At 64.4% G+C, this 19440-nt stretch carries 20 protein-coding genes; 6 read left to right on the top strand and 14 right to left on the bottom strand.

The features are described 5' to 3' along the window. Positions 1–61 precede the first annotated feature (61 nt). Positions 62–1567, bottom strand: a complete 1506-nt coding sequence (locus F0A17_RS16570; RefSeq protein ID WP_149329460.1) for a YifB family Mg chelatase-like AAA ATPase — start codon at positions 1565–1567, stop codon at positions 62–64. Positions 1568–1642: 75 nt separating this feature from the next. Further along, the gene (locus F0A17_RS16565; protein ID WP_149329459.1) at positions 1643–1972 is read right to left on the bottom strand and encodes an accessory factor UbiK family protein; all 330 of its coding nucleotides are present in this window, start codon (positions 1970–1972) and stop codon (positions 1643–1645) included. Between the two features lie 287 nt (positions 1973–2259). On the opposite strand from F0A17_RS16565, the gene F0A17_RS16560 reads away from it, so the two are divergent. The 3 genes from F0A17_RS16560 to glnK all read left to right on the top strand — a co-directional run bounded on the left by F0A17_RS16560 (position 2260) and on the right by glnK (position 4430). Then, on the top strand, positions 2260–2598 hold the full coding sequence (locus F0A17_RS16560) for a P-II family nitrogen regulator (protein WP_149329458.1): 339 nt from the start codon (positions 2260–2262) through the stop codon (positions 2596–2598). A 30-nt stretch (positions 2599–2628) separates the two neighbouring features. Further along, positions 2629–3954 (top strand): ammonium transporter, encoded by a 1326-nt coding sequence (locus tag F0A17_RS16555; RefSeq protein WP_149329457.1) that lies wholly within the window; start codon positions 2629–2631, stop codon positions 3952–3954. 137 nt (positions 3955–4091) lie between these two features. Further along, entirely contained in the window at positions 4092–4430 is a 339-nt protein-coding gene (gene glnK / locus F0A17_RS16550) for a P-II family nitrogen regulator (protein WP_149329456.1), read from the top strand. A gap of 87 nt (positions 4431–4517) precedes the next feature. Here the strand turns inward: glnK and F0A17_RS16545 are convergent, their stop codons facing one another. Continuing rightward, positions 4518–5294: a ferredoxin--NADP reductase gene (locus tag F0A17_RS16545; RefSeq protein ID WP_149329455.1), complete on the bottom strand. Its 777-nt coding sequence runs from the start codon at positions 5292–5294 to the stop codon at positions 4518–4520. Between the two features lie 149 nt (positions 5295–5443). On the opposite strand from F0A17_RS16545, the gene F0A17_RS16540 reads away from it, so the two are divergent. Further along, positions 5444–6370 (top strand): LysR family transcriptional regulator, encoded by a 927-nt coding sequence (locus F0A17_RS16540; RefSeq protein WP_149329454.1) that lies wholly within the window; start codon positions 5444–5446, stop codon positions 6368–6370. Here the strand turns inward: F0A17_RS16540 and F0A17_RS16535 are convergent. The 6 genes from F0A17_RS16535 to phnD all read right to left on the bottom strand — a co-directional run bounded on the left by F0A17_RS16535 (position 6367) and on the right by phnD (position 12544). Continuing rightward, positions 6367–8445, bottom strand: coding sequence for a methyl-accepting chemotaxis protein (locus F0A17_RS16535; RefSeq protein ID WP_149329453.1), 2079 nt, complete (start codon positions 8443–8445; stop codon positions 6367–6369). The genes F0A17_RS16540 and F0A17_RS16535 overlap by 4 nt on opposite strands. Before the next feature lie 95 nt (positions 8446–8540). Then, positions 8541–8969 (bottom strand): host attachment protein, encoded by a 429-nt coding sequence (locus F0A17_RS16530; protein WP_149329452.1) that lies wholly within the window; start codon positions 8967–8969, stop codon positions 8541–8543. A gap of 92 nt (positions 8970–9061) precedes the next feature. Beyond that, positions 9062–9871, bottom strand: coding sequence for a phosphonate ABC transporter, permease protein PhnE (gene phnE / locus F0A17_RS16525; RefSeq protein ID WP_149329451.1), 810 nt, complete (start codon positions 9869–9871; stop codon positions 9062–9064). After that, the gene (gene phnE / locus F0A17_RS16520; protein ID WP_149329450.1) at positions 9865–10683 is read right to left on the bottom strand and encodes a phosphonate ABC transporter, permease protein PhnE; all 819 of its coding nucleotides are present in this window, start codon (positions 10681–10683) and stop codon (positions 9865–9867) included. Before phnE (F0A17_RS16520) ends, phnE (F0A17_RS16525) begins: the two co-directional genes overlap by 7 nt. Beyond that, on the bottom strand, positions 10670–11479 hold the full coding sequence (gene phnC / locus F0A17_RS16515; RefSeq protein ID WP_149329449.1) for a phosphonate ABC transporter ATP-binding protein: 810 nt from the start codon (positions 11477–11479) through the stop codon (positions 10670–10672). Before phnC ends, phnE (F0A17_RS16520) begins: the two co-directional genes overlap by 14 nt. A 57-nt stretch (positions 11480–11536) precedes the next feature. After that, entirely contained in the window at positions 11537–12544 is a 1008-nt protein-coding gene (gene phnD / locus F0A17_RS16510) for a phosphate/phosphite/phosphonate ABC transporter substrate-binding protein (RefSeq protein ID WP_149329448.1), read from the bottom strand. Between the two features lie 154 nt (positions 12545–12698). On the opposite strand from phnD, the gene F0A17_RS16505 reads away from it, so the two are divergent. Then, positions 12699–13289 carry a histidine phosphatase family protein gene (locus F0A17_RS16505; protein WP_228716938.1) on the top strand — a complete coding sequence of 197 codons (591 nt, stop codon included), beginning with the start codon at positions 12699–12701 and terminating at the stop codon, positions 13287–13289. 121 nt (positions 13290–13410) lie between these two features. Then, a complete protein-coding gene (locus F0A17_RS16500; protein ID WP_149329447.1) occupies positions 13411–13842 on the top strand; it encodes a hypothetical protein in 432 nt (143 codons plus the stop codon). 106 nt (positions 13843–13948) lie between these two features. Here F0A17_RS16500 and F0A17_RS16495 read toward each other — a convergent pair whose 3' ends face one another. The 5 genes from F0A17_RS16495 to F0A17_RS16475 all read right to left on the bottom strand — a co-directional run bounded on the left by F0A17_RS16495 (position 13949) and on the right by F0A17_RS16475 (position 19369). Then, positions 13949–14677, bottom strand: coding sequence for an amino acid ABC transporter ATP-binding protein (locus tag F0A17_RS16495; RefSeq protein WP_149329567.1), 729 nt, complete (start codon positions 14675–14677; stop codon positions 13949–13951). Positions 14678–14726: 49 nt separating this feature from the next. After that, a complete protein-coding gene (locus F0A17_RS16490) occupies positions 14727–15827 on the bottom strand; it encodes an amino acid ABC transporter permease (protein WP_149329446.1) in 1101 nt (366 codons plus the stop codon). 10 nt (positions 15828–15837) lie between these two features. Continuing rightward, positions 15838–17028 carry an amino acid ABC transporter permease gene (locus F0A17_RS16485; protein ID WP_149329445.1) on the bottom strand — a complete coding sequence of 397 codons (1191 nt, stop codon included), beginning with the start codon at positions 17026–17028 and terminating at the stop codon, positions 15838–15840. Positions 17029–17139: 111 nt separating this feature from the next. After that, positions 17140–18168: an amino acid ABC transporter substrate-binding protein gene (locus F0A17_RS16480; RefSeq protein ID WP_149329444.1), complete on the bottom strand. Its 1029-nt coding sequence runs from the start codon at positions 18166–18168 to the stop codon at positions 17140–17142. Positions 18169–18340: 172 nt separating this feature from the next. Beyond that, a complete protein-coding gene (locus F0A17_RS16475; protein WP_149329443.1) occupies positions 18341–19369 on the bottom strand; it encodes an amino acid ABC transporter substrate-binding protein in 1029 nt (342 codons plus the stop codon). Positions 19370–19440 lie beyond the last annotated feature (71 nt).

Raw genomic sequence — 19440 nt, 5'->3', positions numbered from 1 at the left:
CGCCTACGGGCGCCATCGCCATGGCGACCCGCTCTTCAGCGTAGCCCCGCTGCGTCCTTCCTCAACCCTGGCGCAACTGGCGATCGAGCTGGCGGTAGCCGATCGCCTCCATCAGCTCGCCGCGCTCGGGATGCGGCTTGGCTGCCAGATCGGCCAGGGTAAGCGCCACCCGCAGCACGCGATGATAGGCGCGCGCCGAGAGCCGCAGCCGTTCGAGCACGCCGGCCAGCCAGGCGCGATCCTCCGTCGACAGGGCACAGGCCGCCTCCAGCTCGCGACCGCCCAGGTGGGCGTTGAGTGCACCCCGTGCGTATTGCCGTTCGCGCGCCGCCATGACCCGAGCACGCACCTCGGCCGAGCTTTCGCCCACATCGCGAGACGTAAGCTGCTCCGGCGGCAACGCCGGTACTTCGATCTGCAGATCGATACGGTCGAGCAGCGGCCCGGAGAGCCGTGACTGGTAGCGCTGAATCTGCGCCGCGGAGCACTGGCAGGCCTGGCGCGGGTCGCCCAGGTGACCGCAGGGACAAGGGTTCATCGCCGCCACCAGCTGGAAGCGCGCCGGGAAGCGCCGCTCGTGATTGGCCCGGGCGATATGGATGCGCCCCGACTCCATCGGTTCGCGCATCACCTCGAGCACGTGACGACTGAACTCGGGCAGTTCGTCCAGGAACAGTACGCCGTGGTGGGCCAGCGAGATCTCGCCCGGGCGCGGCCAGGAGCCGCCCCCGACCAGGGCCACGGCGCTGGCAGTATGATGGGGAGCGCGAAACGGCCGTCGCCCCCACTGCTCGGCCAGCGGCAGGCCGCACACCGAGCGGATGGCGGCCACCTCCAGCGCCTCGTCCTCGGTGAGCGGCGGCAGGATGCCGGGCAGCCGGCTGGCCAGCATGGTCTTGCCGGTACCGGGAGGACCGGCAAACAGCAGGTTGTGCGAGCCGGCCGCGGCGATCTCCAACGCGCGGCGCGCCTGGTGCTGCCCGCGCACCTCGGCGAGATCGCCTTCGATGCCATCGGCGACGGGCGGCACCGCGAGGCGATGCGCAGCGATCGGCGTCTGCCCCAGCAAATGCGCCATCACATCGAGCAGGTGGTCGGCGGGGAGCACCTGCAGGTCTCCGGCAAGCGCCGCCTCGTCGGCGTTCTCGCGCGGCACGATCAGCTTGCGGCCCGCCCGGCGCGCCGCCATGGCCAGCGGCAGTACCCCCGTAATCGGGCGTAGCCGACCGTCCAGCGCCAGTTCGCCGACGCTCTCGATGCTCTCGAGTGCCTCGCCAGGCAGCTGACCGGAGGCCACCAGGATGCCCAGCGCGATGGGCAGGTCGAAGCGCCCACCGACCTTGGGCAGATCGGCGGGCGCCAGGTTGAGCACGATTCGACGGGTGTTGGGGAAATCGAAGCCGGCGTTGACCAGTGCACTGCGCACCCGCTCGCGGCTCTCCTTGACGGCGGCCTCGGGCAGGCCGACCAGGGTCATTCCCGGCAGGCCATTGGCCAGGTGTACTTCGACCTGTACCTCGGGCGCTTCCAGTCCCAGGCCGGCCCGCGTGGCAATGATCGCCAGCATCGTGCGGTCCCTCGCAGTTAATTAGCGTAAGGCCTAGATACTAGCACTGTGCCGCAGCGGGTGCTCGACGCTGGCTCAGCGATCGGGGTCGATCACCCCGGTCTCGTCTTCCTTGCCGTTCCCGGGATGTTCCAGGGTCGCCCGTGGCGCAGGGGTGTCGCGCGCGGCCAGCGCCGTTTCCAGCGCGGCCACCTGCTGTTCCAGCGCCTCGACCCGGATGCGCGTGCGCTGCATCACGTCCATGAGGATGTCGAAATCCTCCCGCGAGACCAGCTCCAGGCGATCGAAGGCGCCGCGCACGATCTGCTGCACGCCCTTCTGAAACTCCTCCGGAGCCTGGGCCGCTCCCTGAAGGCGTTCGCCCAGCTGCTGCGCCAGCCGGCTGATAGGGTCCTGGTTCGCCATGGTGCGTTTCTCCTGTGCTCGAGTCGTTGCCTACAGGATACGCAAGGGCCCGGCCCGACGCATTCGATTCTCCCGCCCCGTCGTGGCGCACTTGCACCGCGGCCAGCACCAGCCTGGTGCAGAGTGGTGGCTGGCGATGCGCCATCGCAGCGCATCTCCCGGGCGAACGCGCCCGCAACCGCCTGTTTGCGGGTAATAATCGGCCAATCTGGCATGGTCTGAGCATATCGCGTGGTATAGCCGGCCGGCGAACTTCGCCGCCCCCTAATCCAGCAGGGAGAAACGCGATGAAGCTCATTACTGCCATCATCAAGCCATTCAAGCTCGACGACGTGCGCGAGGCACTGGCCGACAACGGCGTACAGGGCATCACCGTCACCGAAGTCAAGGGCTTCGGCCGTCAGAAGGGTCATACCGAACTCTACCGCGGCGCCGAGTACGTGGTCGATTTTCTGCCCAAGGTGAAGGTCGAGGTCGCCGTGGACGACTCGCGACTGGAGGGCGTGCTCGACGCCATCTGCAGCGCCGCCAACAGCGGCAAGATCGGCGACGGCAAGGTCTTCGTGACCCCGCTGGAGGATGTGATCCGCATCCGAACCGGCGAGCGCGGCGCCGACGCCGTGTAATGCCACAACAAGCACAACGGAGAGATTCCCATGAGTGACCTTGCTGAGCTGAGCTACGCGCTCGACACCTTCTATTTCCTGATCTGCGGCGTGCTGGTGATGTGGATGGCCGCCGGTTTCTCGATGCTCGAGGCCGGCCTGGTGCGTGCCAAGAATACCGCCGAGATCCTGACCAAGAATATCGCCCTGTTCGCCATCGCCTGCACGATGTACCTGCTGGTGGGCTACGCCATCATGTACTCGAGCGACGCGGGCGGCATCCTGCCCAATCTGAGCGTGCTGATCGGCGGCGAAAACGGGGTCGAGGCCGTTACCGCCGGCGGCGACGACGCTCCCTACTATTCGATGCGGGCCGACTTCTTCTTCCAGGTGGTGTTCGTCGCCACCGCGATGTCGATCGTTTCCGGTGCCGTGGCCGAGCGCATGAAGCTGTGGGCCTTCCTCGCCTTCGCCGTGGTCATGACCGGCATTATCTATCCGGTATCCGGCTACTGGACCTGGGGCGGCGGCTGGCTCGACGCCGTGGGCTTCTCCGATTATGCCGGCTCCGGCATTGTGCACATGGCCGGTGCCGCCGCAGCGCTCGCCGGCGTGCTGGTCCTCGGCCCGCGTAAGGGCAAGTACGGCAAGGACGGCAGCATTCACGCCATCCCCGGCGCCAACCTGCCACTGGCCACGGTAGGCACCTTCATCCTGTGGATGGGCTGGTTCGGCTTCAATGGCGGCTCCGAACTCAAGCTCTCGGATGTCGCCTCGGCCAACAACGTGGCCCAAGTGCTGGTCAATACCAATGCCGCCGCGGCCGGCGGAGTGATCGCCGCGTTGGTCCTGGCCAAGCTGTGGTTCCGCAAGGCCGACCTGACCATGGCTCTCAATGGCGCCATTGCTGGCCTGGTATCGATCACTGCCGAGCCGTTGGCTCCCTCGGCGCTGGGCGCCACGCTGATCGGCGGCGTGGGTGGCCTGATCGTGGTGGCCGCCATTGTGACCCTCGACAAGCTCAGGATCGACGACCCGGTCGGCGCCATCTCCGCCCACGGTGTGGCCGGTCTCTGGGGCCTGCTGGCGGTGCCGCTATCCAACGCGGATGCCAGCTTCGGCGCTCAGATCATCGGCGCGCTGAGCATCTTCGTCTGGGTCTTCGCCGCCAGTCTTGCCGTATGGCTGACGCTCAAGGCGATCATGGGCGTACGGGTCAGCGAAGAGGAAGAGTACGAAGGGGTCGATCTCGTCGAATGCGGCATGGAGGCCTATCCCGAGTTCAGCGTCGCCAGGGTGTATGGCGGCGGAGGCGGACGTCCGCAATCCGGCTACCGTGCCGCCGCGCCCATCGGCCAGCAACCTCACGTCGAGTAAGCGCCTGATGACTCTACAAGGCTCCCTGCCCGGGAGCCTTTTTTCTTCCTGTCAATGGCGGTGTATGCTTGAGCCCAACGAGGTCTCATACTGCGGCGGCCACCCCGCCGCTCTCTACGGATACGAGGAATCAGACCATGAAACTGGTGACCGCCATCATCAAGCCATTCAAGCTCGACGACGTTCGCGAGTCGCTCTCGGAAATCGGGGTCCAGGGCATCACCGTGACCGAAGTGAAGGGATTCGGCCGGCAGAAGGGGCATACCGAACTCTATCGTGGCGCCGAGTATGTGGTCGACTTCCTGCCCAAGGTGAAGGTCGAAATCGCCGTCGACGATGAGATGGCCGAGCAGGTTATCGATGCCATCACCCAAGTGGCCAATACCGGCAAGATCGGCGACGGCAAGATTTTCATCACCCCGTTGGAACAGGTGATTCGTATCCGCACCGGTGAAACCGGCAAGGATGCGGTATAAGGCGCAAGCCCACCCAGGCATGCCAAAACCCACGGCGTAGAACCGTGAGTCTTTTGGCTAGACCGAAACATGAGCGAGCGTCGTTTCTTACTTCTCGACGAAGGCGCGCTCTATGACATAATCCCCCGGCTCCCCCATGCGCGGCGAGATATTGAAGCCCAGGTCGTCGAGCAGCGCACTGGTCTCGTCGAGCATGGCCGGGCTGCCGCAGATCATGGCGCGATCCTGCTTCGGGTCCATCGGCGCCACACCGGTGTCCTCGAACAGCTTGCCGCTGCGGATATGGTCGGTGAGGCGCCCCATGGTGTGGAATTCCTCACGGGTCACGGTGGGGTAGTAGACCAGCTTCTCACGGATGTCGTCGCCCAGGTATTCATGCGCCGGCAGCTCCTTCTGGATGAAGTCGGCATAGGCGAGTTCGCTGACGCTGCGCACTCCATGCACCAGAATCACCTTCTCGAAGCGCTCGTAGACTTCCGGATCCTGTATCAGGCTCATGAACGGCGCGAGCCCGGTGCCGGTAGAGAGGAAGTAGAGGTTGCGCCCCGGCAGCAGGTCGTCGGTGACCAGCGTACCGGTAGGCTTGCGGCTGACCATGATCTGATCGCCTACCTTGAGATGCTGCAAGCGCGAGGTCAGGGGGCCGTCTGGCACCTTGATGCTGAAGAACTCGAGGTGGTCCTCGTAGTTGGGGCTGGCGATGGAATAGGCCCGCATCAGCGGCTTGCCCTCGACCTCGAGGCCGATCATCACGAACTGGCCGTTCTTGAAACGCAGGCTCCGCTCACGCGTGGTACGGAAGCTGAAAAGGGTATCGTTCCAGTGGTGGACGCTGAGCACGTCCTCCAAGGCAAACTTGCTCATGCCGGCTCCTTGATATTCCAGTAGCGAATAACGCCTAAGGCAATATGGTTTAGCTGGATTATAAGAGCGTCAGGTTTATCTGTTAATTGGATTGTATGGATATCGTTTATCTATACTAATGATATAGATCAAACCAGAGCCCATCTCCCATGCATTTCACCCTGCGCCAGTTGGAAGTCTTCGTCGCTGTGGCCCAGCAAGAAAGCGTGTCCCACGCCGCACGGGCGCTATCCCTGTCGCAGTCGGCCACCAGCACCGCACTGGCGGAGCTCGAGCGGCAGTTCGACTGCCAGCTGCTGGATCGGATCGGCAAGCGCCTGCGCCTCAATGCGCTGGGCTTTCAACTGCTGCCCAAGGCCGTGGCTCTGCTCGATCGCGCAGAAGAGATCGAGGAACTGCTGCATGGCCAGCGGGGCATCGGTTCGCTCGATGTGGGGGCCACCCTGACCATCGGCAACTACCTGGCGACGCTCTTGATCAGCGATTTCATGCAGCGCCACCCGGGCAGCCGGGTGCGTCTTCAGGTGCGCAATACCCAGGCGATCATCGATCGGGTACGCCATCACGAACTCGACCTCGGGCTGATCGAGGGACGCTGCGAAGAGGAGGACGTCATCACCCAGCCCTGGGTGGAAGACGAGCTGGTGGTCTTCTGTTCGCCTCGCCATGCCCTGGCCGGTGGCGGGCCGGTAGAGCTCGATCGGTTGTTGCGCGAGGCGTGGATCATGCGCGAACAAGGGTCTGGCACCCGCCTGACCCTGGAGCAGGCCGCGCGTCACCGCCGTGGACGCTTCAACATCCTGCTCGAGCTGGAGCATACCGAGGGTATCAAGCGCGCGGTGGAGTCCGGGCTCGGCATCGGTTGCGTGTCGCGGCTGGCGCTACGCGACGCCTTTCGCCGCGGCAGTTTGATACCGATTCCCACCCCCGAACTCGATCTCAGTCGCCAATTTGCCTTCATCTGGCATCGCCACAAATACCTGGCCACTGGCATGCGCGAGTTCCTGCGCCTGTGCCGGCAAATGACCGAAGGCGCCCAGCGCAGCGACGAGATCGACCTGCCCACGGTGCCTTAGCGTAACCTTTGCGTGTTGCCGCGCAGCGTGAAGCCGCCCACCACTCGGGCCAGGCGGTCGGCCTGTTCGCTCAGGCGTTCGGCGGCGGTGGTCGACTCCTCCACCAGCGCCGCATTCTGCTGGGTCATCCGATCCAGGTCGGCGACCGCCACGCTGACCTGGCCGATACCGTCGCTCTGTTCACGTGCCGCCACACTGATTTCGTTCAGCATGCTGGCTACCCGGTTGACGCTGGCCATCAGCTCGCCCATGGTCTCGCCGGCCCGTCCCACTAGCTCGGTGCCGGTGACGACCCGCTGGGTCGAGGCCTCGATCAGCATGCGAATATCGCGCGAAGCCTCCGCACTGCGGGTGGCGAGCTGACGCACCTCGCCGGCGACCACGGCAAACCCTCGGCCATGCTCGCCGGCCCGCGCCGCCTCGACCGACGCATTGAGCGCCAGCAGGTTGGTCTGGAAGGCAATGCCGTCGATGACTTTGACGATTTCGCCGATCTTGCCGGAGGCCTGGCTGATCTCGCTCATGGTTTCGACGACCTGTCCCACCGTCTCGCCCGAACGTTGCGCCACATCGGCCGCCGACTTCGACAGGCCGTTGGCTTCGCGCGACGAGGCCGAGGTGTGCTCGACGGTCGCCGAGATCTGTTCCATCGAGGCCGAAGTCTGCTGCAGGCTGGCGGCGGCCTGCTCGGTGCGCCGCGAGAGGTCCTCGCCACCGCTGGCGATCTCGCTGGCCGCCAGGCGCACCGACTCGCTGCTCTCGCGCACGTCGAGCAGCACGTCATGGATCTTGTCGACGAAGGCGTTGAACTGGGCGGCGAGCTCGGCGCCTTCGTCGCGACCGCGCACCGGCAACCGCTGGGTCAGGTCGCCGTTGCCGGTGGCGATCTCGCGCATGCGTTCGGCCAGCAGGCGCAGCGGACGCGAGACCCGGGTGCCGACCCACCACAGTGCCGCGAGGCCCAGTGCCCCCAGCAACAGGCCGACCATCGCCATGCCCAGGGTGTCGGCGCGGCGCTGCTCGCCCAGTCCCTCCTGCAGCGTTGCCAGCTCGGCCATCACAGCCGCCTCGGGCAGGCGAATCAGCAGCGTCCAGGGTGCCTCGCTAGCGCCGATGGTGAACGGCTGGTAGCGCTCCAGCATGCCGTCCCGGGTCAGGCTCACGCCGGTTCCCTGCTCGCGCGCCCGGTCGATGGCGCCCATGACCTCGCCGGAGAAGGCTTCCTCCGCTGCCGCCCCGAGCCGGGCGGTGTCGCCGGTATGCGCTACCAGCCCACCGCGACCGGCGATCAGGGCCATTTCACCCGCGCCAGCATAAAGGTCACTATTGGCCTGCAGCAGCAGTTGCTGAATGAAGTCCACCGACAGGTCGGCGCCCACCACGCCGCGGAACTCCCCGTCAACCAGGATCGGCACGTTGAACGAGGTCACCATCAGGGTCTCGCCGCCATAATCGTAGGGCGCCGGGTCGATGATGCAGGGAGCGAGCGTCTCGCGCGGGCATAGATAGTACTCGCCCTCACGCACCCCGCTTGCCAGGGGGGCCTCGCTCTCCATGGTCTCGCCTAGCGGCAGCACCTCTACCGAGTCTTCGCCGGTGCGATACCACCACGGCATGAAGCGGCCGCTGCCGTCGTAGCCCTCCGCCTCGCCGAGGTCGGCATACAGCGTATCGCGGCCGAAGGCATCCGGCTCCCAACCGATGAAGGCATCCAGCAGCGAGGGGTTCTCGATCACCGTCTGACGCACCAGGTTGGAGAGTTCGCGGCGACTCAGCGTCATGGCGCTGCGTCCGCTGACGTCATGCTGTCCCATCAAGGCATTGAGGTCGGCCAACTGGGTGGCCAGTGTCAGGGCATGTTCGAGCTCTCGCTGGATGCGTCCGGCCTCGGCATCGGCCAGCACCGCCAGACGCGTGCCGATGGCGTCTTCGAGCAGCTCGCGGGTGTGGGTTTCGACGGTCTGCTGGGTTCGCGCGGAGGAGAACAGGCCATAGAGGACCAGAGCCGCCACCACGACCAGCAGGCAGGGGCCGGCCAGCAGGAGAATGAACTGACGGATCGATTTGACTTGCATGGGCGCTCTCGCTGGGAGGGATGCGATGCCGCACGAATGTCGCGCGACCTGTCTCCTCTATCGGCAAGAGCGCCCGCAGCTTGAGGCGAAAAGAGTCAGCGCAGGTCGCTGACCGCTTCCTGGATGTCGGCCAGCGAGGCCTTGGTGAGGTCCTTGTCGACGGAATGCAGGACCAGCTTGCTCGTGGGCGCATCGAGCTTGTCGCGCAATACCCCGAGAAAGCGGGGCGGGGCTACCAGGATCAGCTTCTCCATGTCGTTACCGACGCGAGCCTGGTAGAGGCGCTGAGCAATTTCCTTGGCGAAGAGTTCCGCCTCATGATCCAGGGCCACGCTGTCGCCACGGCTGGCACGCCGCGTGTGGGATGTCGATTCGTCGACACTCCCCGTGGTACCGGTGACCAGATCTCCTTCGTGCAGGCGCCCTTCGCTGTGCACCAGGTTCTCCTTCTCTTCCAGCTTACGTGCATCGCGGGTGAACACGCGCGCCCGAGCGGCATCAGCGACCACGATATAGGTTGTCATAGCCTCTCCTTGCTGCTGATGGATGGAATAGCCCACAGGCGATCCTTCTTCCTTGATCAACATGGCAAGCCCTGCGGATAGGGTCAACCAACCTAGATCACGCGTCGCCTCAGCCAGCTGGTTACCGCCTCGCCAAAAAGTACCAGCGCGATGATGGCCAGCAGGATGGTGGCCACGGTGCGCCAGGCGAAAGTGTCGATCGAGCCCTGCAGGATCACGCCAATGCCCCCTGCCCCGACCAGCCCAAGCACAGTGGACTCGCGAATATTGATATCCCAGCGCAGGATGACGATGGCGAAGAAGGCCGGCATCACCTGGGGCACGATGGCATAGGCCACCACCTTGAGCTTGGACGCGCCGGTGGCCTCCATGGCCTCCACCGGCCGCCGATCGATCTCCTCGATGGCCTCGCCCATCAGCTTGCCGACGAAGCCGATGGAGCGGAACATGATCGCCAGGATCCCGGCCAGCACCCCCGGGCCGAAGATCGCCACGAACAGCAGCGCCCAGATGATGGTGTTTACCGAGCGACTGGCCACCAGGATGAAGCGCCCCAGCCACAGGCAGGCACGGTTGGGCGTGGTGTTCTGCGCGGCGATATAGGCCACCGGCAGGGCGATGAACACATTGAGCATGGTCGCCAGGGTGGCGATGTGCACCGTCTCGACCATGGCGGAGGCGATCTCGCTCAGCCGCCTCGGGTCGGGTGGCCACATACGCGCGCCGAGGTTCGAGATTTGGTTGGGCGCATCCCATACCCAGGGCCAGAAGATGTCGATGTCCCTCACCGCCCACACGATCAGCGTCAGCGACAGCAGGGTGAGGAAGAAGCGCACGAGGCGCTGGCGGCGGTCGTAGCGCTGCCATACCCGCGGTGCCGGAGAAGCGGCGTGGTCTACCATATGCGTTTCCTTATCCAGCCGCTGATGCCCTCGCTGACCAGGATCATGGCAATGATCACCAGCAGGATGGCGAAAGCGAAGTCATAGTCGTAACGGCCGAAGGCGTTCATCAGCGTCGCCCCGATCCCTCCCGCGCCGACGATGCCTACCACCGCGGAGGCGCGCAGGTTGCTGTCGAGCTGATACATCGACAGGCCCACCTGGCGCGGCAGAATCTGCGGGAACACGGCATAGACCAGGATGGCGAAATAGCCCGCCCCGGTAGCCTTCATCGCCTCGACCTGCCCCCAATCGATCTCCTCGATTTCCTCGGCGAGCAGCTTGCCGACGAAACCGATCGAATAGACGGTCAGCGTCAGTATCCCGGCCAACGGGCCGAAGCCCACCGCGGCAACGAAAAGAATGGCGACGATCACCGGGTGGAAGCTGCGCGAGACGATGATCACCGCGCGCCCGAACAGGTAGACCGGCTTGGGTACGATGTTCTTGGCTGCCATCACGGCGAACGGAATCGACAACAGCACCCCCAGCAGCGTGGCCAGGATGGCGATCTGCAGGCTCTCCTTGAAGCCGGTGAGCAGCAGCCCGCTGCGCGAGAAATCCGGCGGAAAACCGCCACCGAAGATGCGTGAGGCACGAGGCAGTCCCTCGCTGATGCGCTCCCAGTTGAACGGCAGGCTACCCAGCGCCCATACCAGATAGATCAGCACGCCGAGCCACAGCCCGTAGCGCAGCCAGGGATTGGCAATGAACGGCGGCTTGTGCCAGACACGCGCCGGCGATGCGCTCCGGGCGGAGTCAGATCTGGCCATGCGACACCCCTTCGCTGGACGTTCGCGATGGCGCGGCGGTGATCTCCTCTTCGGGCGCCTCGATACCGCCGTAGATGGCGTCCAGCGCCTCCTTGCCGAAGTCGCCGGGGGCGCCGTCGAAGATCATCTTGCCGTGGCGCAGTCCGACGATGCGCTCGGTGTAGGCCTTGGCCTGGGCAACGTTGTGGATATTGATCAGTACCGGCAGCGAAAGCTCCTGCGCCAGGCTCTGCAGCAGCTTCATGATCTGCTCGGAGGTTCGTGGATCGAGCGAGGCCGTCGGTTCGTCGGCGAGCAGAATCTCCGGTTCCTGCATCAGCGCCCGCACCACCCCGACCCGCTGGCGCTCGCCTCCTGAAAGGGCATCGGCGCGCTTGTTGGCGTAGTGCGCGATGCCCACCCGCTCCATCAGCGTGAAGGCGCGCTCGATATCCTGTTGCGGATAGCGCCGGGTCACCGCCTGGTAGAGGCTCACGTAGCCGAGCCGGCCGGCGAGCACGTTCTCCATGACCGTCAGCCGGTCGATCAGGTTGAAGCCCTGAAAAACCATGCCGATCTTGCGCCGCGCCCGCCGCAGCGCCCCGCCGCGCAGGTTGACCAGCTCGGTGCCATTGAGCCGGATCGAGCCCGAGGTGGGCTCTACCAGGCGGTTGATACAACGCAGCATGGTGCTCTTGCCGGCCCCGGAGGCGCCGACGATGGAGACGACACTGCTGCCCTCCACCACCAGGTCGAGCTCCTTGAGCACCGGCTCGTCATTGCCGTAGCGCTTGACCAGCTTCGATATCTCCAGCATTCCATCCCCTCATGCCATACATGGAGCGTGCCCCCGGCCTGGCCGGGGGCACGAGGCTCACTCCTGCTCCAGGTTCTCGGGGGTGTACTCGACCCCGTTGGCTTCCTGGATGGTGCGGATGACCTTCCAGTGCTCCTGGTAATTGATGGGGATGAATTTCTCGACGCCGTCGAACTCCTCTCCCAACTCGGTGCCTTCGAATTCGAAGCTGAAGAAGGCCTCCTCGATCTTGTCGACCAGGTCGGGATGCAGGTTGTGCGCGTAGGTGTAGGACGTGGTCGGGAAGCGGTCCGACTCGAAGATCATGCGCACCTCTTCCGGGTCGTAAAGGCCGCGGTCGGCCATGCGCTCGACCACCTCCGAGGCCACCGGCGCAGCGTCGTAGTCGCGCGCCACCACGCCCAGCATCGACTGGTCGTGGCTGCCGGAGTAGATCACCTCGTAATCCTCGTCGGGCACGACACCCAGTTCGGGGAACAGCGCGCGGGGCGCCTGGTTGCCCGAGTTGGAGGTCGGTGAGGTGTGCGCGACACGCTTGCCCTTGAGGTCCTCCATCTCCTCGATGTCCGAATCGACATGCGTGTAGACCTGCAGGGTATAACCGAACTGGCCGTCGTCGGAGCCCATCAGCGCGAAGGGCACGGCGCCGGCGAGGTTGACCGCGAACGGCGTGGGGCCGGTGGAGAAACCGGCAATGTGCAGGCGCCCACTGCGCATCGCCTCTACCTGGGCCGAGTTCGACTGCACGGCGAAGAAGCGCACGTCGCGTCCGGTCACCTCCTGCAGGTGGTCGATGAACGGCTGCCAGATGTCGCCATAGATGGCAGGGTCTTCCACCGGGGTATAAGCGAAAATCAGCGTATCCGGATCGACCCACTCCGATTCGTCCTCGGGACGATCGGCCACCAGATCGCCATCCTCGTCGCAGTAGAGGCTGTCCAGATCGCCACGCTCGCAGTCGTCCTGGGCCTGCAAAGGGGCCGAGACGAACAACGCCAGGGGTAGCAAGGAGGCGAAGGCCAGCATGGAAAGGGGGCGAGGAAACAGGTTCTTGTCGTCTATCATGGCGTGACTCTCTATGCGCTCGGTTGTTATATGTATCCAGACTAGGCGAAAGCGGCCTATCGCTGGCGCAACGTTCTGCTCGGAAGCGAACATTCGGGCACAGCAATGGTCGCAAACGAAACCAGACCTTCAATCTAGGTAGCATGACAATACCATGTCAATCCCGTTACAGCCCGACCCGCCCCGGCGACACAATCGCTATCTCCTGATGCGTCATGGCCACAGCCAGGCCAATGCCCAGCAGCGCATCATCAGCACGCCGGCCCAAGGACTCCTCGCATTCGGCCTTTCCCGTCAAGGAGTGCAGGAACTCGACACACGGCTTGCCGATTGGTGCTGGCCCGTCCCCACGCGCATTCTGCATTCGGATTTCCTGCGTACGACCGAGACCGCCGAGCGAGTGGCCGCTCACTTCGGCCTCGAAACGCAGCCGGAACCGCGCCTGCGCGAGCGGGAGTTCGGCCAGTTCGAAGGGGGCTCGGATCGACATTACCACGATGTCTGGGCACTGGATGTCCGCAATCCGGAACATCGCGAATACGGTGTTGAAAGTGTCGCCAGTGTCGCCGCCCGCATGCAGGGGGTGATCGGCTCCCTGGAAAGTGCCCTGCGCGACGAGACCATCCTCCTGGTCAGTCACGGGGATCCGCTGCAGATTCTGCTCACCGCGCTTGAGGGTCGCCTGCTGAGCGAACACCGCGATCGCGAGGCGCTGTTGCCGGCCGGCGTCACTATGCTGGAGTGAGCGTTACCTTTGCTTGCAAAAGGCAACAGCTGACCGCCGCGAACTTCTGGGGTAGCATCGGGTATCCGGCATGGATGTCGACACGTACATCGTAACGCGATGCGTTCCCGGGAGGATTCCGATGCGCCAGTTCCTGTTTCCCCGCCGCCCGCTGTCTCGCGGCACCCTGCTCGTATCCCACTGTCTGCTGCAGGTCGCCCTGCTCGGCGCCGCGGCGTTCTGGTTGTTGCCCCGCAGCCCCTGGTTCGACACCACCGGCTGGGCAACGGCCTGGCCGACCCTGGCGCTCGGCGTCGGGCTATGGCTGGCCGTCGCCCTGGGTTTGCGCCTGCTGGTCGAGCTATGCCTGCTGCCGCATCATCTCGAGGCCCGGGTGGGCTTCACCCCGCGCGACGTGGTGACTCGCTCGTTCGAACGTCGGCCCGCCGTGCATGGCACCGAGGCGGCCTGGACCAGCGAGGCGCGTCCGCTCGAGACCGAACCCAGCGTACTTGGCAACGCTCGGATCATGCGTCCGGCACAGCCGCTGAAACCGCAAGGCACCGGCGGCTAGCGGCGGCCGTTCGGACGGACATCGCTGTCATCCATGTCATGGTGCATGGCGAGTCCCGGTGCGACCGGGTCCGCACACAGGCGCGGACTCCGGCCACGCGCATCGGTCAGTGACCGAGAATCTGGCTCAGGAAGAGCTGGGTACGCTCGGATTGCGGGTTGTTGAAGAACGGCTCCGGCGCGTTCTCCTCGATGATCTGGCCCTGGTCCATGAAGATCACGCGATCGGCCACGGTCTTGGCGAAGCCCATTTCATGGGTCACGCAGAGCATGGTCATGCCCTCCTCCGCCAGCTCGACCATGACGTCGAGCACTTCCTTGATCATCTCCGGATCGAGTGCCGAGGTGGGTTCGTCGAACAGCATCACCTCGGGATGCAGGCACAGTGAGCGGGCGATTGCCACGCGCTGCTGCTGACCGCCGGAGAGCTGGCCGGGATACTTGCGCGCCTGTTCGGCAATCTTGACCCGTTCCAGATACTGCATGGCAAGCCGCTCCGCCTCACGCCGTGGTTTCTTCTGCACCCATGTCTGCGCCAGGCAGCAGTTCTCCAGCACGGTGAGGTGCGGAAAGAGGTTGAAGTGCTGGAAGACCATGCCCACGCTGCGGCGAACCTGCTCGATGCGCTTGACGTCCTGGGTCAGTGGAACGCCACCGACCACGATCTCGCCCGCCTGGTGCTCCTCGAGATGGTTGATACAGCGAATCAGCGTCGACTTGCCCGAGCCCGAGGGGCCGCAGATGACGATGCGTTCGCCGCGCCGGACCTCGAGGTCAATGTCGCGCAGCACATGAAAGTCGCCGTACCACTTGTTGACGCCACGCATCTCGACCATGGGGGCCGCGTTGCCGGCCTGTGTCGCCTGTTCGTTCATTGTTTTCGTCCTATCTCTTATGGCCGGTGTGCAGCTTCCGCTCGAGGTACTGGCTGTAGCGCGACATGCTGAAGCAGAAGATCCAGAACATGAACGCGGCGAACACGTACCCCTCCAGGGAGAAGCCCAGCCAGCGGGAATCCGACAGTGCCGCCTGCACGATCCCCAGCAGGTCGAACAGGCCGATGATCATGACCAGGGTGGTGTCCTTGAACAGCGAGATGAAGGTGTTGACGATGCCGGGAATCATCATCTTCAACGCCTGGGGCAGCACGATGAGGCCCATGCGCAGCCAGTAGCTCATGCCCAGCGCCGCGGCCGCCTCCTCCTGGCCACGGGGAATCGCCTGCAGCCCGCCACGGATCACTTCGGCCATATAGGCGCTCTGAAACAGGGTAATGCCGATGAAGGCGCGAATCAGGCGGTCGACGCTGACGCCGGTCGGCATGAACAGCGGCAGCATCACGGACGCCATGAACAGCACCGTAATCAGCGGCACGCCGCGCCAGAACTCGATGAAGACCACGCAGAAGCTTTTGACGATGGGCATCTGCGAGCGTCGCCCCAGCGCCAGCACGATGCCGATGGGCAGCGCTCCGACCATGCCCACCACGGCCAGCACCAGCGTCAGCATCAGGCCGCCCCAGCGGTGGGTCTGGACCAGCGGTAGCCCGAAACTTCCCCCGTAAAGCAGGAAGAAGGCGAAGATGGGAAACACCAGCAACGTGGCCGCTGCCACCCAACGCTTGAAGGGCAGGCGCGGAATCATCAGCCAGGCGATCAATACCGCGAACACGCCGAAGGTCAGGTTGACCCGCCAGATTTCGTCGCGCGGGTAGAGGCCGTAAATGAACTGACCGAGTCGCGCCTTGACGAACACCCAGCAGGCCCCCTCGCGTGAGCAGTCGTCGCGAGTGGTCCCGATCCAGTCGGCATCGATGAAAGCCCATTCGATGGTGGGCACCAGCAACAGATAGAGCAGGTAGAGGCCCAGCAGGGTGAAGACGGTATTCACCGGTCCGCTGAACAGGTTGGCGCGCAGCCAGGCGAGCGGACCGACAGTGCTCTTGGGCGCCGGACGCGCCTCGATCATTTTGTGCTGAATCGTCATGGCGCCTCTCCTAGCGTTCCACCAGCGCCACGCGGGCGTTGAACCAGTTCATGAACATCGACACCAACAGGCTGATGGTGAGGTAGACCGCCATGGTCATGGCGATGACCTCGATCGCCTGCCCCGTCTGGTTGAGGGTGGTACCGGCGAACACCGAGACCAGGTCCGGATAACCGATAGCCGTGGCCAGCGAGGAGTTCTTGATCAGGTTGAGGTACTGGCTGGTCAGTGGCGGAATGATCACGCGCAGCGCCTGGGGCACCACCACCAGACGCAGCACCAGGTTCTGCGGCAGGCTCAGCGCTTGTGCCGCTTCGGTCTGGCCGTGGGGAATCGCCTGGATGCCGGAACGCACGATCTCGGCAATGAACGACGCCGTATAGATCGATAGCGCCAGCCACAGCGCCAGGAACTCGGGGATCACGGTAAAGCCACCGCGGAAGTTGAAGCCGCGCAGCTCCGGTACGTCCCAAGTCACGGGCACGCCGGTGATAACCAGCACCAGCAGCGGCAGGCCGACGACCAGCCCCAGCGAGATCCAGCCCGCCGGCAGGCGCTTGCCGGTGGCCTCGTGACGGCGCTTGTTCCAGATCAGCAGCACGATGCTGGCCACGACGGCGATCCCCAGGGCCAGCGGAATCAGCCCGAAGCCGGACAGAAACTGCGGCTCGGGAAGAAACAGGCCGCGTACGTTGAGAAATGCCACCTCGCCCAGCGTCAGGCTGTCGCGCGGACTGGGCATGGCGCGCAGCACGGCGAAATACCAGAAGAAGATCTGCAGCAGCAGCGGGATGTTACGGAATATCTCGATATAGCCGCTGGCCAGCCGGGCGATCAGCCAGTTCGGCGACAATCGGGCAATACCGACGACGAAACCGATCAAGGTGGCCGCCAGAATCCCCAGCGCGGAAACCAGCAAGGTATTGAGCAGGCCCACCACGAAGGTACGGCCATAGGTGCTCTGCGAGGAGTAGTCGATCAGGCTCTGGACGATGCCGAAACCGGCGGTATTGGTCAGGAAACCGAAGCCGGTGGTAATGCCGCGGGCCGCGAGGTTGTCCTGGGTGTTACCGACGATGTAGAGCAGGAAGAGCACGACCGCGGCGATCAGCAGAACCTGGAAGGTTAGCGCACGCTTGGCGCGATCACGCCAGAAAGGCGGTTTTGTGCCCACGGACGGGGCCTTGGGTCGAACGGACATGAAAGGACTCTCCGCCTGGATCCGTCAAGCAGGTGTCAAGCCCCGACCCGGGGTGTCCAGGTCGGGGCGCAGTGGGATCGAGGCACTTATACGGTGTCTCGGGCAGTTCGATCAGCGGATTGGCGGAGCGTACTGGATGCCGCCTTCGGTCCACAGGGCGTTGATACCGCGCTCGATCTGGAGCGGGGAGTCCATGCCCACGTTGCGATCGTAGCTTTCGCCGTAGTTACCCACTTGCTTGATGATGTTGTAGGCCCAATCGGCGGAGAGTCCCATCGCCTCGCCGTAGTTGCCGTCGCGGCCGAGCAGGCGGGCAATGTCGGGATTGTCGGACTCGAGCATCTCGTCGACGTTCTCGCTGGTGATGCCCATCTCCTCGGCGTTGAGCATGGCGAACAGCGTCCACTTGACGATGTTGAACCACTTGTCGTCGCCCTGGCGCACCACCGGCCCCAGCGGCTCCTTGGAGATGATTTCGGGCAGAATGACCGACTGGTCCGGGTCGGAGAGCTGAATGCGCAGCGCGGCGAGTTGCGAGGAGTCGGAGGTCAGCACATCGCAACGGCCGGCCTCGTACCCACCCACGGTTTGCTCGGAAGTGTCGAAGACGATGGGGTCGAACTCCATGCCATTGGCGCGGAAGTAGTCGGCCACATTGAGCTCGGTGGTGGTGCCGGACTGGACACAGATCGCCGCGCCATCGAGCTCCTTGGCGCTGGAGACACCCAGATCCTTGTTGATCATGAAGCCGATACCGTCGTAGAAGGTCACGCCGGTGAAGTTCAGCCCCAAGGTGGTATCGCGGGTAGTGGTCCAGGTGGTGTTGCGTGAAAGCACGTCCACTTCGCCCGATTGCAGCGCGGTGAATCGCTCGACGGCGTTCAGCGAGATGTAGCGCACTGCCTCGGAGTCGCCGAATACCGCGGCCGCCACGGCACGGCAGACGTCAACGTCCAGGCCTTGCCACTCGCCCTGATCGTCCGGTGCGGAGAACCCCGGCAGACCGTCGCTGACGCCGCACTGTACCGCGCCGCGCTCGAGCGTGTTCTCGAGCGTGTCGGCGGTTGCCACGGAGACGGTGCCCAACGCCAGGGCCGCTGCGGAAGTGAGCCATAGCCACTTATTCTTGTTGTCGCACATAAAAGTTCCCTCATATTATGTTGTGTTTGAATGCTGCATGCCTGGGCATGTGCCAGCACCTTAGCAAGGTTTGTTCCAATGCGGGGATAGCGCAGGCAAAACACTTATTCAACGCTCGTACCAAGGAATATCCGGCCTGATCCGTAGCCCCATGAAGGTGCGCCGGGATGCTTCAGCGCACCGGAGGCGCATAATGCAACCCGCCGTCGGTCCACAACGCGTTTTGGCCACGCTCGATACCGAAATCCGAACCCGCCCCGACATTGCGCTCGAACACTTCACCATAGTTCCCCACCTGCTTGACGATCCGGTAGGCCCAATCAGCCTCCAGGCCCATGGCCTCGCCGTAGTTGCCGTCACGCCCGAGCAGACGAGCGATGTCGGGGTTGTCGGAGTCGAGCCTCTCGTCGACGTTCGCGCTGGTGATGCCCATCTCCTCGGCGTTGATCATCGCGAAAAGCGACCACTTGACGATGTTGAACCACTGATCGTCACCCTGACGTACCGCCGGTCCCAAGGGCTCCTTGGAGATGATTTCGGGCAGCACCACGGCGCTGTCGGGATCGCCCAGTTGCATGCGCTGGGCATGCAGCTGAGACGCATCGGAGCTGAGCACATCGCAGCGCCCCGCTTCGAAGCCGTTGATGGATTGCTCGGGTGAATCGAAAACCACCGCCTCATAGGTCATGCCGTTGGCGCGAAAGTAATCCGCCAGGTTGAGTTCGCTGGTGGTTCCCGATTGGGTGCACACCGCCGCGCCATCCAGCTCCAGCGCGCTCTGCACGCCGAGGTCGCTGGCGACCAGGAACGCTTGGCCATCGTAGTAGCTGATGCCGGTGAAGTTGACGCCCAGGGTGGTATCCCGGGTCGAGGTCCAGGTGGTGGTTCGCGACAGCACGTCCACCTCGCCCGACTGCAGGGCCGTGAAACGCTCCACGGAATCGAGCGGTACGAAATGCACCTTGGCGGCATCGCCCAGCACGGCCGCGGCAACGGCGCGGCACACATCGGTATCCAGGCCTCGATAGGTGTCGCTCGCGTCCAGCGCCGAGAAGCCCGGCTGAGCGGCGTTGACACCGCACCTCACGCGGTCCTGCCCGCGCACGTCATCCAGGGTGGCGGCGGCGGCCGATCCACCCGCGCCGAGCGTTGTCGTCAGCGCCACGGCCAACGGCCACCTGTGCTTGTTGTTGTGATTCATGCGGTCCTTCCTTCGCTTGTGATTGAGTCGTGAGGTCTCATGTGCCCCCGCATCATCCTTAGCGCATATTG

It is taken from the genome of Billgrantia pellis (genome assembly GCF_008297955.1).
Classification (GTDB): Bacteria; Pseudomonadota; Gammaproteobacteria; order Pseudomonadales; family Halomonadaceae; genus Halomonas; species Halomonas pellis.
This window is presented reverse-complemented; position numbering and strand designations above follow the sequence as displayed.

What these genes read in the sequence shown, in the direction of transcription:
- F0A17_RS16570 (WP_149329460.1), bottom strand. Translation starts at nt 1,567, where the DNA reads ATGCTGGCGATCATTGCCACGCGGGCCGGCCTGGGACTGGAAGCGCCC.
- F0A17_RS16565 (WP_149329459.1), bottom strand. Translation starts at nt 1,972, where the DNA reads ATGGCGAACCAGGACCCTATCAGCCGGCTGGCGCAGCAGCTGGGCGAA.
- F0A17_RS16560 (WP_149329458.1), top strand. Translation starts at nt 2,260, where the DNA reads ATGAAGCTCATTACTGCCATCATCAAGCCATTCAAGCTCGACGACGTG.
- F0A17_RS16555 (WP_149329457.1), top strand. Translation starts at nt 2,629, where the DNA reads ATGAGTGACCTTGCTGAGCTGAGCTACGCGCTCGACACCTTCTATTTC.
- glnK (WP_149329456.1), top strand. Translation starts at nt 4,092, where the DNA reads ATGAAACTGGTGACCGCCATCATCAAGCCATTCAAGCTCGACGACGTT.
- F0A17_RS16545 (WP_149329455.1), bottom strand. Translation starts at nt 5,294, where the DNA reads ATGAGCAAGTTTGCCTTGGAGGACGTGCTCAGCGTCCACCACTGGAAC.
- F0A17_RS16540 (WP_149329454.1), top strand. Translation starts at nt 5,444, where the DNA reads ATGCATTTCACCCTGCGCCAGTTGGAAGTCTTCGTCGCTGTGGCCCAG.
- F0A17_RS16535 (WP_149329453.1), bottom strand. Translation starts at nt 8,445, where the DNA reads ATGCAAGTCAAATCGATCCGTCAGTTCATTCTCCTGCTGGCCGGCCCC.
- F0A17_RS16530 (WP_149329452.1), bottom strand. Translation starts at nt 8,969, where the DNA reads ATGACAACCTATATCGTGGTCGCTGATGCCGCTCGGGCGCGCGTGTTC.
- phnE (WP_149329451.1), bottom strand. Translation starts at nt 9,871, where the DNA reads ATGGTAGACCACGCCGCTTCTCCGGCACCGCGGGTATGGCAGCGCTAC.
- phnE (WP_149329450.1), bottom strand. Translation starts at nt 10,683, where the DNA reads ATGGCCAGATCTGACTCCGCCCGGAGCGCATCGCCGGCGCGTGTCTGG.
- phnC (WP_149329449.1), bottom strand. Translation starts at nt 11,479, where the DNA reads ATGCTGGAGATATCGAAGCTGGTCAAGCGCTACGGCAATGACGAGCCG.
- phnD (WP_149329448.1), bottom strand. Translation starts at nt 12,544, where the DNA reads ATGATAGACGACAAGAACCTGTTTCCTCGCCCCCTTTCCATGCTGGCC.
- F0A17_RS16505 (WP_228716938.1), top strand. Translation starts at nt 12,699, where the DNA reads ATGTCAATCCCGTTACAGCCCGACCCGCCCCGGCGACACAATCGCTAT.
- F0A17_RS16500 (WP_149329447.1), top strand. Translation starts at nt 13,411, where the DNA reads ATGCGCCAGTTCCTGTTTCCCCGCCGCCCGCTGTCTCGCGGCACCCTG.
- F0A17_RS16495 (WP_149329567.1), bottom strand. Translation starts at nt 14,677, where the DNA reads ATGGTCGAGATGCGTGGCGTCAACAAGTGGTACGGCGACTTTCATGTG.
- F0A17_RS16490 (WP_149329446.1), bottom strand. Translation starts at nt 15,827, where the DNA reads ATGACGATTCAGCACAAAATGATCGAGGCGCGTCCGGCGCCCAAGAGC.
- F0A17_RS16485 (WP_149329445.1), bottom strand. Translation starts at nt 17,028, where the DNA reads ATGTCCGTTCGACCCAAGGCCCCGTCCGTGGGCACAAAACCGCCTTTC.
- F0A17_RS16480 (WP_149329444.1), bottom strand. Translation starts at nt 18,168, where the DNA reads ATGTGCGACAACAAGAATAAGTGGCTATGGCTCACTTCCGCAGCGGCC.
- F0A17_RS16475 (WP_149329443.1), bottom strand. Translation starts at nt 19,369, where the DNA reads ATGAATCACAACAACAAGCACAGGTGGCCGTTGGCCGTGGCGCTGACG.